Genomic DNA, 18,521 nt, shown 5'->3' with positions numbered 1-18,521 from the left:
TTTATTTAATATAAAATGAAATTAATTTTAAAAATATGTTTGAGGACTGAGTGATGTTTAGGTGCTATAGATTTGAGAAAAAAGAAACAGAATAATAAGGTATTTGTTGATAAAGACTCTATTGTATTACAATATTTTACATATTTGGTATGATGTATATGAGTGCTATATAATAAGGGAGGAATGAGAATGAAGTGGTTCATAGCTCATGCAAATGGTAATAATATCTTTAAAAAGTTAGTTTTAATGGTGTTACCAATGGTTCTAATGATAATGATGATAACCCCATCGAATGATGCATTGGCAGCCAACCAATCAAATGCAAGTTCACTAAAAGGTGTGAATCTATTTAATGGAAGCTGGACTGTTGCTATACAAGCTGCAAATTTACAATATGTTTCTGCTGAGCCATCGGGCAATGTAGTAGCAAATCGTAATGCAGTTAATGAATGGGAGAAATTCGAATTAATTCCGACTGGAGAATTATATACGTATGCTTTAAAAGCGAAAAGTAATGGCAAGTACGTTTCGTTTGAGCCAAATGGTAGAGTAGTAGCAGATCGTACATCAATTGGGGCATGGGAAAAATTTATTTTATATAATGGTGGAGACAATAGGATATATGTATTACAAGCGTTAAGTAATGGTAGATTTATATCAGCAAATAGTGGTAGAGAATTAACTGCTAATAGTTATGTAGCTGGAAGTTGGGAAAGATTTGTTATTGTGTATTTCTAAATTTTGAATTGTTTTATATATAAATAATAATGACTGGTTTAGTTCATATGCATGCTAAATAAAGAGTTAAGTACTTAATACAAGTGTATATTAAGGTGTAAAAAGGACTGACTGCAAGTAATTGTCAGTCCTTTTTACATGTTAAATAAGTAATTACGGAGGATATAATGAGAAGAAAAAGAACCCAATAGGGTTCTTTTTCAAGGCATATTAACAGTAAGGAGAATCATGAAATGCTACTTCAAATCTTTATTAGGGGAAAGATTTTGAAAAAGCTTAACATACATCTATTTTTACATAAATGTAAGATATAGTAAATTGATAATATTTACACTTACTATTACTAATATTCAATTAATATAGTTAACACTATGTTTATAGTGTTAACTGATGTTTAGTGTAGTATACATTTAGAAATCTAGTATTAGATTTCTAAATGTCAAAAAAGCTAATAGATTTATCATTTCAAATTCTAACTAACATTTAAACGATTTTAATTGAAATGGGGTGTGTATTAACTCTTATAAGCTAATGAAAGTAAATAAACAAAGACCCTGTAAAAAAATACAGGGTCGGATACAGGGTTAAGGGAACGCATAGTTTCTTAAAAACATAATAGCATATATATTTTGTGTAGCTATATGAGGATTTTGACAAAATTAAGAACAAGACAGAAAATCTTTAAGAAATTATATTGGTGGAGATATGGTTTGGAAGTGAACTGTTTACCTGTTGATATAGATGAAAACTTTGGAGCATCGTGATCAAACTTTCTTTAAATAAGGGGTTTAGGTTATTGAGGTAATTGGATCTTCCTGAAAAAGAAAAATGTTTTTAAATTAAAAGTAGAAAAGACACCTTTCGGGTGTCTTTTCTTTTGGTATACAGCTTACATATTGCTGAATAAGATACGAAATCATAATTCGACTATGAAATAAACAACTTAAGAAATTTTAACATAATATGGACTGAAAAGAATATGTAATATTGCATTTTTAGTTTTCAATTTATTTATTGGTATAGAAAAGCAGTATAAATAAAAAGGGCATGCAGTCGTATCTGCCGCCCCTTTTAGGAGGAATTCAAGACACCGATAGAACACGTATTGGTAAAAAGGCTCAAAAATAGTATATGTAAAAAGAAAAAGTCCTATACCAAAAGTGGACTGAGCCGTATCTTTTTTACTTATTTAAAAATTAAATTTCATTCTTTTCAAAATAAGTACGGTAAACATATGATTTGGAATGAAATTAGAAAAAGTATACATGAAAATGGCAGACAACAATTTTGTCGTCTGCCAGTGCCAATGGACTGAATGAGTTAGTCAATTACTATATATTGCTACCCCATTACCAGAAGAGTGAAGCCGCTAGTTCAAACGGCTTAAACCTAGTATGCCTAATAAAGAAAAAATTATGAGTAGAAATTTTGTTTGCTCTATATGAAAAGATAAATAGATATTCATCAGACAAGGATAATACAGCATACCTTGAATAGGGTGTAGGAACGAATTAAGGAAAAGAATGTAATGTTATTAGAGAAGGGACTGAATCAGGAGTGGGAATTTCGGACAGGATTTTGGGAGCCGTGGTTGCCTTTGGTATTGCGACTAATATCACTGCTTGTATAATAGCATTATACATTCAAAAGTATGAGCTAATGATAAACTGCCTTATAAATATTTTATTTTTAATACGTATAGCTAAAACGTTTATTAAAATGAAAATTAACAAATGGATGGCATTAGGATTTACGTTGGTTGTAATAGAAAAAGGTATTAAGGCAGGTTATGACTTCTACACACATGATTACTATGGTGTCAGTTGGAGTTTAGCTATCATTATCTATTGCATATACGAGATGGAAAATTATTATGTTGAAACAAATAATTAGCCGCAAAAATAAGGATTAGTAGGCGTAATTCTTATTAAAGTATACAATTTTTTTGAACAATGATATTACGATCCTGTTTTTTACTTCAAGAACATAAAAAAAGACGCCATAAGGCGCCCCCAAATTGGGTAAATGAGGTTTTAGTTTTCCAATCTAAAGAAATTATGTATCAGCTCACAATGAGAGTATATCATAATATGTAATCGAAATAATATGCATTATTACATATCCGAGTTTAACAAAAGTAAGATGAGAGTAAACTAAAATATTATAAAAAAGACACTACAAGAGTGTCTTTTTTGGGGAAATACTCTATAATTAACTTTGGGGAAGGTAATGTTAGAGTATTCGTTTAGCATTATCTTTATATTTGATAAACCATGAAATCGAAAGATTTTGTGGTTTATTTTTTGAACAATAGATATTACAGTATTGGCAGTGAGCTATTGATTATTATAAGCATTGGGAGAGAAGGGATTAAAAGTCTAACATCGAATAACGGTTCCGGAATATAGTGTTGCGAAATGATCTCCCATATCCCAAACGGTACTTGCTTGTATATAGCCCTTAAAGCCTTCTGAAGAATAATAAATCTCTTTTGGTATACTTTCTTTAGTTTGGAAATGTGCTTTAGAGTACTTTACATAATGGTTTTTAATAACTTTTGATTCTGGAACAATAGTGCTTTTTTGTTCCAATGTTTGCCTAGCACTAGAAGGTGGTATGAATCTTACAGTGTCTTGGTAATTATGATCTAAGGTGTCAGCCTGTACACTGTGTGACGACACAAAGACGCTTAAACCACTTCCCACAATTAATGTTGCAAATGCTAACTTTGAGAATTTTGTTAATCTACTCATTTTACAATCTCCTTTTCATTATTTTGTAAGGTATCTCCTTACACCTCACAGTCTATATCCACTACAAAAGGGTGTACATACATATTGATAGACAAAATTCTACAAAATACCTCATCTTTTTGGGGGTTGTGTATAATAATCCAATGTTTAATAATTTATCAGAAGTAAAAAAGTAGGTCTTATATAAAAGAAAATGAATAATTTATGCAAGTAATGTATATAAAATTATTGTTTAAATATTCTAAAATGAATTGATAAAGATGTGGGAATTTTTTTAGAAAATAAATGATTCCAAAGATTAAATTTGGAAGTTAGATTCTCTTTTAAGTTTATTTTTATAGTATTATTCACATGTGTGAATTATTAAGATTTAAATATAAAAAAGTGAGAAAAATGATAAACATTCTTCTCACTTTCATCAATTAGGGTGGCATATACATAAATATGCGTTTAAAAGGATTTTCGGATGAAAAATCCACATGAATAGTATAACAAAATATTTAAGGCTATTCACATGTAAAATTGCATATGAAGAGTCGGTAGTTATAATAGTTAGCGTATTTCCATTATTGTTTAACAGATTTTCCTAAAAGATTCACCTTCCTTAAGCGTGTACAGGGTGATACGTGAGAGATAAATTTTTATATGTAAAGCCCCTCCGAATGGAGGGGCTTTACATACACTTACATTAAGTTTGTTGTGGTGCACCACCATGATCGCCAACACTATATGTGGGAGCGGGGTAATGTCCATGAGTAGCAAACTGATCCGCTTTAGAAAATTGAGAAATTCCCACCGTTAGAACCCCAATAAAAGCAATACCCGATAATAATAGGCTGATTTTTTTCATTATTTCAACACTCCTTTTTCGATTGATTTTCGTCTTGCTTGGTAACAAATATGGAAATAGTCACTTACCTTTTGGTGGTTCTCTAATTGTCTACATTTTGTGGCAAATAATTCGGCGTATTCGACAACATATTCCCATAATTCTTCTTCCTCAAAGTATAAGATTCCTTCTTGAATGATTTTTTCTAATTCTTCCAGTGGAATATTTTCATTTAATCTTTTTAAAATAGAGAAGTGGTGTGTGTATTCTTCGTTATGAATTCCTCTGCAAATCTGTAATCCCTTATCAATGAGTTTGCTAGCTGCTGATTGTTCTCCTAATTTATAATGTTCCTTAGCTTGTAGGAAGATAGCCTTGAAGTGTGTAGGGTTTTTTTCTGTTACTTCTGAAAGGTGACGAATAGCTAACGTAGACATACTTTGATCAGAATACAGCCACCCCATAGTACTTTTTACGTATAACAAGGAATCTTCTTCCTTATTATTCTGTAGTAATTCAATTGCACAATGTAGATATTCTTCTGCTTGTTCGTACTGCTTTAAATAGATACAGCAACCACCTAGCAAACTATTACAAAAGGCTGTTTTTACTTCATAACCTTCATACTTCGAAAAGATTGCCCTTGATTTATTTGCGTATTCGATAGAAGCGAGCATGTTATAGGTATGGTGATAATAAGTAGCAATTCTATAGTAGAATTCAGCGTGTTCAATTTCATCTGGAATGTTTACTAATATCTTTTCTGCCAGTTTATAATGTTCCTCTGCCTCAGTAAAACTTGATATAAAAGTGGAATGAATGGATTTAAAAAAGTGATAATAGAAGCGTAGAAAATGGTCTGTAGGCATATCATAATCACTAATAGCATCAAAACTATTTTGTTGAATACCGAGGCTATCTGTTAAGACCGTGTAACGAAATTCAAGTAGTGAGTAATAAAGTAACAAATTTTGATCCTGACGTTCTTGATTTGGCTCAATGCTTAACTTATTAATTTTTTCATCAATCTTCTTTTTTAGATTAGTAGCTTTTATAACTTGTTGAGATAGCATAGATCGATACCAGTCGTTTAATAGAGAGGTTAATTGTTCATTTCCCTTTACTGAAACACTCACTATATACGCCCCCATCCTATAGAAATATCTTAATCCTATATAATTGTAACTATCATAGCAAAATAGAAGAAAAAATGGAGGTATTTTACAATGTTTTTCAATAAAATTCATAAAAAATAATCAATTTATGTCGAATGTACTTAGAATTTAAGAAATTTCCTTTTCGTAAAACGGATTAATTACGTATGCATTTTTAAATTAATTTATTAAGTACTATAGTATATATCACCACGATATGTATAAACTTTGCGTATGTAAATAAGAAGAGAATAAAGGAAGCAAAAAAACTTGTAGGAATTCCTACAAGTTTTTTTAGATAATGTAAAAAGTTGAAACAGACTGTCTCATTACTCGTAACAGGGAAACTATCTTACTTATGGCTTGATTACATTATATAACGAGTATTAACATGTAGAGTTTTTGAAATTTGAAAGTTATTTGAATTCATGAAAAGGATGTACTATTTTAAAGACTTGTTCTTGTCGTTGATTAAAGCAAAACTAAAGACCGGTAGGATAAGGTGCATAAAAGAGAAAGTCTCCTTTAATCGTTCTGAAAAGATGATTCTAAAGGCTATTTATATATATAATAAGCAGTTCATGAATTTATCACCATTGGAAAAAGTAAACCAGGGACTCGATATATAAGCAAGAGCTTTAGTAGAGTAGCTACGGAAGGGGATAGTTATAAAATTGCTAAAGCTCTGTATAAGTATCAAAAGTTCATCTTGTTCCTTTTCGGATAGGATAAATAAAAGAAGATAGGAAGTTTTTCTTTGAACCAAGCTTTTTTGACAGGAATAGATTTTTTCATAACTAGAACAAATAAATGAATAATTGCATATATTGTATTTTCGTTAAAGCAAGGCATTATTCTCTCAAAGGAATCACTAGAACAATATGTGATTCCTTTGAGAAATGCTATTAAATCTAAGACTAATTTCTAATGGTCCCAGTATCTTTTATTTTGACGTGTGTTTTTACATTTATTTTAGCCTCTGCTAACGATTGTAACCAATCTCCTTTTACTTTTTTCCACTCTTTATATTGAAAGGCTCTAGCATATAGGGATAATCCGATTGGATCAATTTTATTCTGCTGTATTTGATTTAATATATTTTGTAAATTATTATTAATTTCTTTTTCAATAGCACTTTTTAAATTATCTATATTTTTTTTATTATCATAGTGCCCCTTCATTAAATTCGGATTGGTTTTTTCTATTAAAGCTACATTGGCATTGATATCGAGATTAAATATAAACTTTCCGTTTTGAAAAGTAACATCTACCTTCCTTGTCGCGTTCTGTACGAAGATAGAAGTGTTTGTTTTTTTGTTGAATTTTTTAGGAGGAAGCGCAAGGTGTAGTATCATTCGGCCGTTACTTTTTGGCTTATTTATAAGATTGAAAAATTTAACATTTTTTTTAGAGATATGAGTTAAATATTTCCCTCCGCGATTTAAAAATGCAATTCCTACTGTGTCGATTTCATTCTTTGTTTTTTTGATAATTGGAACAGTTTGCGTCATTCCTTCTTCATTTTGTTCTCTCATTAATTGTTGAATTGTAGAAGAGACGGATTGGTTATTTTGAATTGAGGATTCGATTACACCATTTATATAAGATGAAAGTGATGGTTTATTAGGCTTATGAATTTTAAAAATTTCTTCTGCAGGTCCATCTACAAGTACTACTTTAGCATTAATGGTAGCGTAAGGATCACGATAAGAGGAATCAAGCTCCTGCAACCAATTTGCTTCTTGCGCTAATTTTTTCCCAATTAATATGATTTCAGCTTTGGAAGCTGTCATAAAGCCCGTTAACTTCGTATCTATCTTACTGAATCCAGTATATACAGTTGATGCTTGTGTCCAATGTTCTATAGTACTTTTTGGCTGTTTATGATGAAAGAGTGGTATACTTGTTCCAACTTTTATGTCTCCATTAGAGGTTCTATCCAGGCCAATTAACAGGATTAATGAAACCTTTTCAAGAGGAATTCTCTGACTACAACCAATTATATAAACACAACAAATTACAATCCATATCCATTTTCGAATCAAAGTTGTTTCCTCCTAGTAACCCAAGTAAAAAGAATACTGTAAGCGAAAAATAAGATCGGTAATAGAATAAAGAAAATGACATTTAAGATATCCATAAGAGAATATATAAACAAATATTGATCCACATCGGGATTTAGGAAAATAAATAGGCCAACTATAAATAACATAAAAGCAAGCAGCGCCCAATTGCGGGCGTTTTTTTGAAGTGAAATGGTCACAGATTCAAAACTGAAAAATAAATACGGATATATCGTAGTGGAAAATACAATTAAATAGTAAGCGATATATATAATTTCTAATCGTTCCATAAAAGAAAAACGAACCCCTTTTAACAGATGAAATACCGGCCAGATTACGTCTTTTATCCCCTCCGGACTAAAGTATATATAAGAAAGAATAGTCACATATAGATAGAAAAACATGGTTACAGTATTCGCAATTAGTAGTCCTTTTATGGCTTTTTGTTTTTTTTGTAAGAACGGGTATATATAATATGCAAGTTCTAAGCCAGCATAAGGAGTAATGGTTTCTTTTGTTGCCTTTACAATAGGGTATAATCCATCTTTAATAATAGGTAGCAGGTGTAAAGGGTTATAGTTAGTCTGTAGTGAAAAAAGAAGAAATAGTGGCATCCAAGTAGTGAAGAAGAAAACAAGAATAGAATAACTAGTAAGAGCCCTTAACCCACTCAGGGCTAAAATAATAAAAGGCAATAGTAATAATATGGTGATTTGATAAGAAGGAGTGGAAGGGAATATCCACACTTTTACAATATCGGTTGCCTTTAATAAAGTATTAAAGCCAGCAAAGAATAGATAAAAGGCATATAAAAGAAAAAGAATTGTCCCTATCCATTTACCAAAGTATGTTTTTAAGATTTGCGAGAAATTTTTGTTAGGGTTTTTTTGTAACATTAATATAATAAATACGCCGATTATAGAAGTTGTTATCCATCCAAGAATGATAGAAATCCAGCCATCTGTGCCAGCCGTAGTAGCAAGTGGGCTTGGCATGATTAACATACCTGATGCAAGTTGCAGTGAATGAATGAAAATAATAAATTCGAATAAAGTTATGTTTTGGAATTTAAGATTCCCCATGCGAACCACCTTCTTTTTTCTTTTTTTGTTTCGGCTGTCCTGTACTCGAGCGGGTGGTAATCATAGAAATAGGAAATCTTACAAAAGAATCTTTTAATTCTTGAAGCCGAAATGGTGCGATTGGCAATCCGTATGGTGAACCATAGGAGGTTAGTGAAACAAAATGAGCGAATAAGAGCATTAATCCACTAACGATACCTACAATCCCATAAAAGTATGCCAATAACATCATTGGAAAACGAATAAGGCGTATAGAACTTGATAAATCATAATTAGAAACAATAAATGATGCAATGGCTGTAATAGATACGATAATAACCATAACGTTACTCACAAGACCAGCTTGAACAGCCGCCTGTCCAATTACAATCCCTCCAACAATTCCAATGGTTTGTCCAATTGGTTGTGGTAAGCGAATACCAGCTTCACGTAGCATTTCTAGTGTGATTTCCATTATAAAAGCTTCCAATAAGGGAGAGAACGGGACTTTGACTCTTGACGTTGCAATAGAAGTGTATAAATCTATAGGAATGATTTCAAAGTGAAAAGAGACTATAGCAATATAAAATGCGGGTAAAAAAATAGCTATAATAAATCCCGCAAATCGTAATACGCGAAAAAATGAAGCAATGAGCCAATGAATATTATAATCATCTGGAGTTTGAAAGAATCCAATTAAATTCATTGGAACAATCATTGCACCAGGGGATCTATCCATTAACACTGCTACTTTTCCATCGAGTATATGATTTGAAATGGCATCTGGGCGTTCGCTTAAATAAGCCTGTGGAAAAGGAGTCCAATTTTGATCCTTTGTAAAATTAGATAGCTCACCAATGCTTAATACAGCATCTGTTTTAATTCTACAGATTCTGTTTTCTATTTCTTGGACTACATCTGCGCTCGCAACATCACCTAAGTAAATTAAATAGACGAAAGAAGTGGCTCGTTCTCCAATCGTCAGCTTTTTGATTTTTAACTCTGTAGAAGGGAGATATCGACGAATTAAGCCTATATTTTTTGTGGCATTTTCAATAAATCCATCATGGGATCCTTTAATAGTAACTTCTGAAATCGGTTCTTGAATTGCTCTTTCTGCCCAGCCTTTTGTATTTATTAGAAGTGATCGCTTTTCTCCTTCCATAAATAGAACACATTGACCTTCAAGTAATCCTTCTTTAATTTCATTCCATGTATATACTATTTTCGTATGAGTAGCAATAATATTAGAATTAAATATTTGACTGTCTTCACTTACCTTTTGTAATAATGGGGTAACAACATTTCCTTTTAAAGCGACACCATCTGTAAGGCCTTCAAAATAATATAGTAAAATATTCGTGTTTGTTTTTAATTGCAAAGGGTGTTCAATTAAATCGGCACTAATATCAAAGATATTATCTAAAGTATTTTTAAGTTCTTTTAAGTTACTTGTTTGGATTTTTTCAATGGTATTATTTGTTTTAGTTTCTAAGGTCTCTTCATTTAAGGACAATATTGACACCTCTTTAATATGTAACGATTAGTTGTATTTATTATTTTTATTTGGTGGGATTTTATTCACAAATTTAAACAACTTGGGAATAAAAATTAAAAATTGAGAGCATAAAAGTAGAGGTAATTTGTGCGCAAATCTAAGTATCAAGTTAGCATTGAAATTTGAATGATTATAATAAAAAAAGAACCCTTGATGGGCTCTTTTTTATAGTTGGTAAATATGTTATCAACAATAGATGGCATTTAAGGCAGTAATTTAGATCTCTTTAAGTTAATCAGTTGAATTTTCTAGGAAGAACTTTTTTCATATCTTAATGCTCGATAAAAAAGGAAATTACATTTATTTGGGTGTTCTAGTGTAATTGAATTTTGCGCGCTAATAAATTTTGTTTAGGGACAAAATGTTTTTCTGAATTAACAGAAATATTGGTGCACAAAATTCTTATTGGTTATTATGGTAGGTATCAAATATTTCTTTGGCCTTATTTTCTTGATATTACCGTACGTTTATATGTTTTTAAGGGAAAGAAATACTTTCAGTTTTATTACCATCTATTGTTTGATTAAGATGGTAACATGAAAATGAAACGTTTACAACCAGAAAATAAAGAAAAAATATTAAATTACGACTTTTTTCGACAGTTTTTATGTGTTAATATCTAATATTTTTATAGGAAAAGGTGGAGGGAAACGTACCTTTTCCTATAAAAAGTTGTGTAAGAATTAGAAATAATTAAAGTAGTAATAATAGCTTAAAATTAGAATGTAATTCAATGAATTTAAGCCCAAAATCATGGGAACGATTGCTAACGTTATAATTGAATTTTTGAGCTGTAAGAGTTTTAAAAATATGGTCAAACTTTAGTCCACTTTGCGTTTCTTCCTTTTGTAACTAGCTTAATATGGCCAAATAATTGCAAGGAATTTAAAGCCTTACTAATTGTACTCTCTGCAATGTCTGGATATCTGTTACGAATACTTTCCTTAGTAAAGGGTTGTTTTTGTTTAAATATAAAATCCTGAATTCTCTCAACTTTAGTATGTTTACATATAGAATCTAGAACGGTGTTATGCAGATCTTTGTAAGCCTCTAATATAATAGTTAAAAACGTTTTTAACCAAAAGCTACTATTATGTTCCTCGCAGTACCAATTTACCGAAGATTTATAAATCGAATTGTAATATTCAGATTCATTTTTCTTAATATACTTATCCAAACATACATATTTTACAAATGTATGTCCACTCTTAATTAGCAACAACTGCATTAACATAAATGCTAGCCTGCCATTACCTTGATTGAAAGGGACTATGCAATAAAAATTTAATATAAAACGAGCTATTAATAAAAGCGAATGTAGCCCCTTACTAGTATTTAATGAGTTGTATTGATCACATAATTGCTCCATAAACTGTGGGATAAGTTCATGTGGAAGAATGCGGTAACTATTCAAGTGCATTCCATGCTCGGGAATACCTGGAATAGTAAAAGGTTTTTCACGCCAATTGGCACTGTCAGAGGTAATGTAATGTATTAGTTGAAAATGTAATTCCTGTATAGTTGCTGGATTAATTGATAAAGTACAGGAGTTTTTATGTACAAAAGAAAGTGTTTGATAATAACAAAAAATAGCATCTTCCGAAATGTTTTGAGGTACTATATCATCTAAAATAAGTTCTTTTAATCTTTTATGAGGAACTTTTATATCCTCATAAATAGTAGTGAAATTTTTTATGTAATGTAACGGTATAGTTTTTTCTAAACTATTAAATATTTCAGGGTTTTGTTCCTGATAAGCAGCTAATTTTCCTTTGAACTCGCTAATTTCACTTATTAAATTGATTAACCTCCTTTTTAATTCAATATTTTTATACTTATCATCAAAAAAGTCTCTCATTTTTGTTCCCCCTGTAACCCCTTAACACGTTGTTGCATACATCTTTCCATTCTAAAGGTATTTCATGACATCATTGTGAAATAACGACATTTTTGTTTTGATTTTGATCGTGTTTTAGAATCTGTATTTTCATTTGAAAATAAAAATATAGGAATTATAAAGAAGAATCGTTAGGATTCAATTTTAATAGGCATAATCCTAACATCAAATGTACAAATGTACAATAAAAAAATAAAAAATATAAAAGAATCGACTCATTTGAAAGATTATTAATTAAGTGTGAGTATAGATGTGTTTTAGTTTAAGTGTAAATATTGAAGTGGTAATAAAGTTTTCATGGATGAAAAAATAGATAAGTCATTAATTTGTGACAGTTATGTGCCTAATCTATTCATTTGCTATTATGAGAATTCTAAAATTATATCTCAATGAGCTTAAATTTCTATATTTAGCATAAAGATTAGGGGAGATAAGTTGATGAAATGTATCATTAAATATAGAAATATGTAACGTTTCATACTTGTATTGTAAAATATTTTGACATAAGTTAATTTAAATACTAGGTACAGGAACATTTAATAAAAATTCAGTAATGTACCCTTTAAACGTTTCACCCTAAAAACGTTTGTATTTATTTATATAAACCTCAAGCATACTAAAGTTTTTCCCTTTGTTTCTGTACCTTATTAGGTAAAAATAATACAATAAATTAGTGCGATGTTATGGGAATAAATGGATTTTCAATTCTCTTTTTTTATCTTACATTATCAATCTCTCGATGATTTGTTTAAAGTAAGGATTATTAGGGGAGGAGATAGCTATTAAAAAGGACTATAAAGTTAAGTTGGACAAACGATCGGGGAAACGAAAGATTATTTTTGTCGATGAACTGGGAAGCTTCCACTTTAAGTTTTTCTAAGTGGTGGATAGTTCATTCTGCCTGGTACTTTTAATATATAAGTTTGAACATCCTGAAGCTAATCAAAATATAAATTACATTAGTTATGTGGTTATAGGAGTATATGTCTAAGATTAAAGGATTTCTGTTTTTTTAGGGTTCAGAAATTATGTGTGAATTTAGCCTTGGAAATGACTTGTTTGTATGTTATATAGCAGAAATGTGAAGTCTGGAAGAAACTGATATTATCAGTTCCTTCCAGACTTTTTTACTTTAAAAGTCTATTTTTTCTACGTAAGGTTAAATATAATTCTTTAAATTAATATTTGAATTTTTTGTGAAATTAAGTGAGGTTTTCATTCCTCAATTAATACATAATGTTACAAAATAGAGTTATTATATTTATTTTATTTTTATATGAGATTAAAAATAATAATAAACGTACCAATGTATGAGAGATATTAGTATATTTATTAGTAATTTGTTCATTTATCTCTATATTGCTATTATATTAGCGATAACAATAATATATTGGGGGGACAAGAATGAATTTGAAATTAACATCTAAATTTGAAGGATTAAGAAAAAATAAAAAAGGAATTGGTGCTTGTATTTTAGCTGCAGGGGTGACCGCCATTACGATGATTCCTCAAAGTGCCTATGCACATGGATTTGTTGAAAAGCCAAGCAGTCGTGCTGCTTTATGTAGTCAGAATTATGGAGCATTGAATTTAAATTGTGGAAATATAATGTACGAACCTCAAAGCCTAGAAGCACCTAAAGGATTCCCAGATGGGGGACCGATTGATGGGAAAATCGCTTCGGCAGGAGGACTGTTTGGAGGAATTCTTGACCAACAAACATCAAATCGCTGGTTCAAAAACACGATTAAAGGTGGAGTAAATACATTTACATGGAAATATACAGCTGCACATCCTACAAGTAAATGGCATTATTACATTACAAAAAAGGGATGGGATCCTAATAAACCATTAACACGTGCTGAACTAGAACCAATTGGAACTGTGAAACATGACGGTTCGGCCGCATCAAATAATTTAACACATACAATTAATGTACCAACTGATCGTAATGGTTATCATGTTATTTTAGCTGTATGGGATGTAGCAGATACGTCAAATGCGTTCTATAATGTAATTGATGTAAATCTAGTAAATAATGAATCTCCCGATACAGTAGCTCCAAGTCAACCAACTGGATTAAGTGCGTCCGAAGTTTCTGCTAATAGTGTTGCACTAACATGGAAGGCCTCTACGGATAATATAGGTGTAAAAGAATATCAAGTGTTACGCAATGGAGAAATAATTGATACGGTACCAGGTACAACATTTATTGATAAAAAACTAAAGGCAAATACGGAATATATCTATACAATAAAGGCATTAGACTCGGCTGGAAACATATCAAAAGAAAGTGAAGAACTAAAGGTTAAGACAACAAATGAAACTCAAGATATAGAGGCTCCAACTCAACCGAAAGGATTACATAGTATGAGTACAACAGCGACAACTGTTGATTTGATGTGGAGTCCGTCTGAAGATAATGTAGGAGTAGACCATTATATTGTATATAGAGAAAGTGCTGGAGTTATGAATAAAATCGGGACAACGGATAATACATCCTTTATGGATAAAGAATTGAAGGCTAATACATCGTATAAATATGTAGTAACAGCGGTTGATTTAGCTGGAAATGAATCTAGTAGAAGTGATGTATTGAATGTAAAAACAAAGGAAGAGGATTCCACATATGAAAAATGGGATGCGAGAAAAGCATATACTAAAGGTGATAGAGTAGTATATGAGGGGAAAGTGTATGAAGCGGTTCAAGATTATCAAGGCAATGGTGACACAAATTGGATTTTTGCTCTATCGCTTTGGAAGCCAGTTTTGAATAAATGATAAGTGGGCAAATGTAGTTAACATTTTTGGATTTTTCTTTGAAAATAAACGGTCGTTCAAAATATAAATTCTCGAATGGTTTAAATGATTTGCAAATAAATTTAATCTCCATCTAATGTTGACGAAATGAAATCGAAAAAGAATCCCAATGGTATTCCATTGGGATTCTTTATTTTCTAATTTGTAATCGCGTATATTTTCACAGTGAATTTGTTAGTGGCACCAATTGGACTTGCGATATAATATTTTGTATTTGTGTAAGCTTCAGTCCTAGATCCATGTGAAATATTTTTCCAACGAATAGAATCGGTACCTAGGGAAACATCAATCATTACATTGAAAGAGATAGTAGAAGGATGATCTATTTCTGAAGGCTCAATAACCCATTTTAATTCTTTGGTACCTGCAGGTAAACTATCAATTTTAAAGTTTTGACTGGATCGATTTTTTTGTCCAGATAAAGGACTAGATTCGGATGGAATTTGCGAAATCAATATCTCTTTTTCATTTGAATGTACACCATTTAATTTAATGATACTATCAATTAAACCTGGCCCAGGAAAATCAGCTGCGATAATACCAGAATGTCTAATTCCACCTTGTTGTAAGAGTTCAGTCCCAAGTGTATTCATCCCACCATAATATACTTGCCCATTTCTATCGCGAGGGAAATCACTCCAAGCATGAGTCGAATTCGTTTGAATCAACTTAGGGTTACTATCAGTATTTCTATTCTCTTTTCCGCTTGCAACAAACCAAGGATATACATTATTTAAAAATGCGGCTGCACCACCCGTACCACTAAAATGATTAAGATATATTTTTCCATTATTATAGTTAGTATTTGCACTTTGCAAATGATTTTTTATCGCATTCCATTTTTCATATATTTCGTCTGGTCCGCTTCCAATTTCAAATTTATCTTGAATGTTCAATCTATCGTAATCAATACCGTACAATTGAGAGGATGTAAAGTTTTGTAAGATTACAATTTTTCCTCGGATATCTCCTAAAGTAGGGTTGTTTCTGTCTATAGTTGGTACGGAATTAGGATCCCAAAAATATGAAGCATTATCGTTTTTATATTTTAAAAATATCTCCTCAAATGATAGGGATCCACTTTCGGGAGTAGTTTCTTCTTTTAAGCGCATTAAAATTGTTTCTGTCGGATAATCCTTCAAAAATTGGATTGCTTCTTTTAATACATCTTCAAATACTGCTTTTTGATTGACAATACCATGGTACATTGCAAAAGAATCTTTTACACGTTTAACGCGCATATCTACATATCGAATTCCAGAATTTAATTGTTGGGGTAGACTCATAGTTTGATTTCTTGTCAAATTTTCATCAAGAAAACTTGCTCCATGTAAAGCCATTGTACCATGAGTGCCTGGAATAGATATTTCACTTAATTTTGTTGAATCTGCTACTTCTGACATCCATGATGGATTTTGATAACCTATATTGGATTCATAGGAATAACCTGGATGACTATCAGCTAAAATTGTAGATGGTGTACTTAAACTTGCTAGTGTAAAACAAGTGAGGATGCTAACTTTAAAGAAATTTTTTATTTTTATTTTGTTCATTTTATCTCTCCTAACCTTTAAACAATAGCTATAATAAGATGGTTTTTTACTATATTTATTGTTTTCTATTCCTAATGTAATGAATTTTTGTAATTGAAAAAGCGGTAGTGAGCTAACTTGAGATAGTATTAGTTTATTGTAATAATTTATATCTAATAGCCAAACGGATTTTTAAAGAATTGAAGCAAAGATAGGTAAAAATAAGCTTTTTGCTGTATTGTATACAAACAAAACAGAAGCCTTAAAAAGACTTCTATTTTGTGACATATTATGAATGAAAAGGTGGTTAACAAATTAAGATAATGTGAGTGAGCGGTAAAAATCTATTTATAGCTGTTTCAGGAATTTCTTAAAACAAGGCTATTCAGGAAAAGTGGTCCCTACAATGCTAATAAAAATTAAAAGATTCTACTCATTAAAACTTAGACTAACTACAGTTGCGATAGATTGAGCTGCATGTTCCCAGCTTCCGTCTATAACTTTCCCAAGCTGCTGACCAAGTGCATTTAAATCATTTGGATTAACTGGAATTCCATTATACGCAGCAAGAATTGATAAAAGTGGAGCAGCAAATGGTGTCCAACCACCTCTATCAATATTAAATACAGGCTTATCTACTACTTTTCCATCTTGCACAGTAAACTCATAATAAAATTGATCATCTGGACGGAAACTTAAATGATGAGAAATTTGTCCTTTAACATATTTTTTTCCTCCACCTAGATTTACTACTTCTATTTCTTTTACATTAAATTCATGCTCAAATACTTTTATTTTTTTGACTTCTGGACCATTTAAGGCAGCATTAACAGCTGTTTCTAAATTATTTTGTGCTAATGGTTGAATACTCATTTGTGCCTCTTTTTGTTGGATAGGAGCCTCTTTTTCTGCAGCAAACACTGATGTAGAAGGTAGTGCACCTGTAGCTAACGTAGCTGCAAGTACTGTTGTCATCATGATTTTTCTTTTCATCTTCATAGTTTATCTTCCTCTCTTAAAGTTTTGATATATAATCTTTTAAAGACTGACATTGTGTAATATTCTATTTAATAATGCACAAAAAACTGGTTTAAGAATTATGTCAGAGAATTAAAATTAATTATATATGTATTTAAGATGATATCTATCTACACATATTTTTTCAATTTTTAGATAAATATAATGGTAATGACTTCTTAAGAGTCAATTTAGTACCTTGTTTATCTATAGAAATCCTATAAATAAACTAATTTCATAGTGAATGTAGTATATTTGATATCAAATGTCTTACATAATGCTATAGAATTTCACAATATTTTTTTAAAAGAATGAAGCGATAAGGCTTCAAACCGCAAGGGATGCGGTGATAGTCAAATATATTAGAGTTTGAAAGAATCTTTTCTTAGGAATTCCTTATTTTTAAATGAAGTGAAAGTGGGGGGATTCAAGGGGAGTACGCTTTTGAACGATTTTTTAACTGTAATAATTGATCCATTAACTAGTTCTATTCTTGCTAGAATGGTAGCTTTTATAATAATGAGAAAGAATCAAAGTTAAGATGTATTGAAAGAAAAGAGAAAAGAGCGTAATAATTTTACGCACCTTGGTTAATTGTCAAAAGTTCGGAACAATCTTCCGTCCCTTGAAATAACAAGTGAAAATAAAAAGCACTCCCGTGAGTGCTTATTCAAATTCGATTTCTGTTTTACCATCTGATGTGAAGTATCTTATGTTTATTTTGCCGTATTCTTGCAAGCCACTCTGCGCAACGGCGTCTTTTAACTTTGTTCTTGTTCTGTAGCCAAAATTTTTCCGTAGGCCTTCGTCAGCATTTGACAATGCTGTTTTATCAACGAAAACATATAAGACATATAAGTTATTTTCTTTATTTAATTCAACCGCTGTTACAGTACCACCGAAATATTCTATAATCTCCTTGGTTCTACGTTCAACACTTTTCACCATTCGTGTCTGCTCATCTTTTAGTTGTTCTGTTTTCGCCGTTGTTTGTTGTGTTTTTGTTTGCTCCTTTTGAACTATTTCATTTTCTCCGCAAGCTGCTAACATTACAACCGATAAACCAACTGCTAATACTGATTTCTTCATCATCTAAATC

Annotated in this window: 13 protein-coding genes; 3 read left to right on the top strand and 10 right to left on the bottom strand. The window is 31.0% G+C overall.

The features are described from left to right. Positions 1–189 precede the first annotated feature (189 nt). The gene (locus tag QCI46_RS28375; protein WP_088123170.1) at positions 190–738 is read left to right on the top strand and encodes a fascin domain-containing protein; all 549 of its coding nucleotides are present in this window, start codon (positions 190–192) and stop codon (positions 736–738) included. Between the two features lie 1,557 nt (positions 739–2,295). Beyond that, positions 2,296–2,631: a hypothetical protein gene (locus QCI46_RS28370; protein WP_088123171.1), complete on the top strand. Its 336-nt coding sequence runs from the start codon at positions 2,296–2,298 to the stop codon at positions 2,629–2,631. A gap of 485 nt (positions 2,632–3,116) precedes the next feature. Here the strand turns inward: QCI46_RS28370 and QCI46_RS28365 are convergent, their stop codons facing one another. From QCI46_RS28365 to QCI46_RS28335, 7 genes are all read right to left on the bottom strand, one after another. Further along, positions 3,117–3,491 carry a hypothetical protein gene (locus tag QCI46_RS28365; protein WP_098155334.1) on the bottom strand — a complete coding sequence of 125 codons (375 nt, stop codon included), beginning with the start codon at positions 3,489–3,491 and terminating at the stop codon, positions 3,117–3,119. Positions 3,492–4,179: 688 nt separating this feature from the next. Further along, positions 4,180–4,341 carry a hypothetical protein gene (locus QCI46_RS28360; protein ID WP_088065107.1) on the bottom strand — a complete coding sequence of 54 codons (162 nt, stop codon included), beginning with the start codon at positions 4,339–4,341 and terminating at the stop codon, positions 4,180–4,182. Next, positions 4,341–5,456: a response regulator aspartate phosphatase gene (locus QCI46_RS28355; RefSeq protein ID WP_098624845.1), complete on the bottom strand. Its 1,116-nt coding sequence runs from the start codon at positions 5,454–5,456 to the stop codon at positions 4,341–4,343. The genes QCI46_RS28360 and QCI46_RS28355 overlap by 1 nt, the downstream gene beginning before the upstream one ends. Before the next feature lie 935 nt (positions 5,457–6,391). After that, complete coding sequence (locus QCI46_RS28350; protein ID WP_353842024.1) at positions 6,392–7,519, bottom strand: Ger(x)C family spore germination protein; 1,128 nt, start codon at positions 7,517–7,519, stop codon at positions 6,392–6,394. Beyond that, entirely contained in the window at positions 7,516–8,619 is a 1,104-nt protein-coding gene (locus tag QCI46_RS28345; RefSeq protein WP_353842023.1) for a GerAB/ArcD/ProY family transporter, read from the bottom strand. The genes QCI46_RS28350 and QCI46_RS28345 overlap by 4 nt, the downstream gene beginning before the upstream one ends. Next, positions 8,606–10,114 (bottom strand): spore germination protein, encoded by a 1,509-nt coding sequence (locus QCI46_RS28340; RefSeq protein WP_353842022.1) that lies wholly within the window; start codon positions 10,112–10,114, stop codon positions 8,606–8,608. The genes QCI46_RS28345 and QCI46_RS28340 overlap by 14 nt, the downstream gene beginning before the upstream one ends. A gap of 856 nt (positions 10,115–10,970) precedes the next feature. Then, positions 10,971–12,014 (bottom strand): Fic family protein, encoded by a 1,044-nt coding sequence (locus tag QCI46_RS28335; RefSeq protein WP_353842021.1) that lies wholly within the window; start codon positions 12,012–12,014, stop codon positions 10,971–10,973. Positions 12,015–13,457: 1,443 nt separating this feature from the next. Between QCI46_RS28335 and QCI46_RS28330 the strand changes: the two genes are divergently transcribed. Beyond that, positions 13,458–14,834, top strand: coding sequence for a lytic polysaccharide monooxygenase (locus QCI46_RS28330; RefSeq protein WP_353842020.1), 1,377 nt, complete (start codon positions 13,458–13,460; stop codon positions 14,832–14,834). A 176-nt stretch (positions 14,835–15,010) separates the two neighbouring features. Here the strand turns inward: QCI46_RS28330 and QCI46_RS28325 are convergent, their stop codons facing one another. From QCI46_RS28325 to QCI46_RS28315, 3 genes are all read right to left on the bottom strand, one after another. Then, positions 15,011–16,426, bottom strand: coding sequence for a phosphatidylinositol-specific phospholipase C (locus QCI46_RS28325; protein WP_353842018.1), 1,416 nt, complete (start codon positions 16,424–16,426; stop codon positions 15,011–15,013). Between the two features lie 408 nt (positions 16,427–16,834). After that, positions 16,835–17,404: a methyltransferase gene (locus tag QCI46_RS28320; RefSeq protein WP_353842017.1), complete on the bottom strand. Its 570-nt coding sequence runs from the start codon at positions 17,402–17,404 to the stop codon at positions 16,835–16,837. Positions 17,405–18,088: 684 nt separating this feature from the next. After that, on the bottom strand, positions 18,089–18,514 hold the full coding sequence (locus QCI46_RS28315) for a hypothetical protein (RefSeq protein ID WP_353842016.1): 426 nt from the start codon (positions 18,512–18,514) through the stop codon (positions 18,089–18,091). Positions 18,515–18,521: the final 7 nt, after the last annotated feature.

The sequence above is a fragment of the Bacillus cereus group sp. RP32 genome, from assembly GCF_040459735.1.
Classification (GTDB): domain Bacteria; phylum Bacillota; class Bacilli; order Bacillales; family Bacillaceae_G; genus Bacillus_A; species Bacillus_A wiedmannii.
Note: the sequence above shows the minus strand (reverse complement) of the source record. Positions and strands in the feature narration are given on the sequence as shown.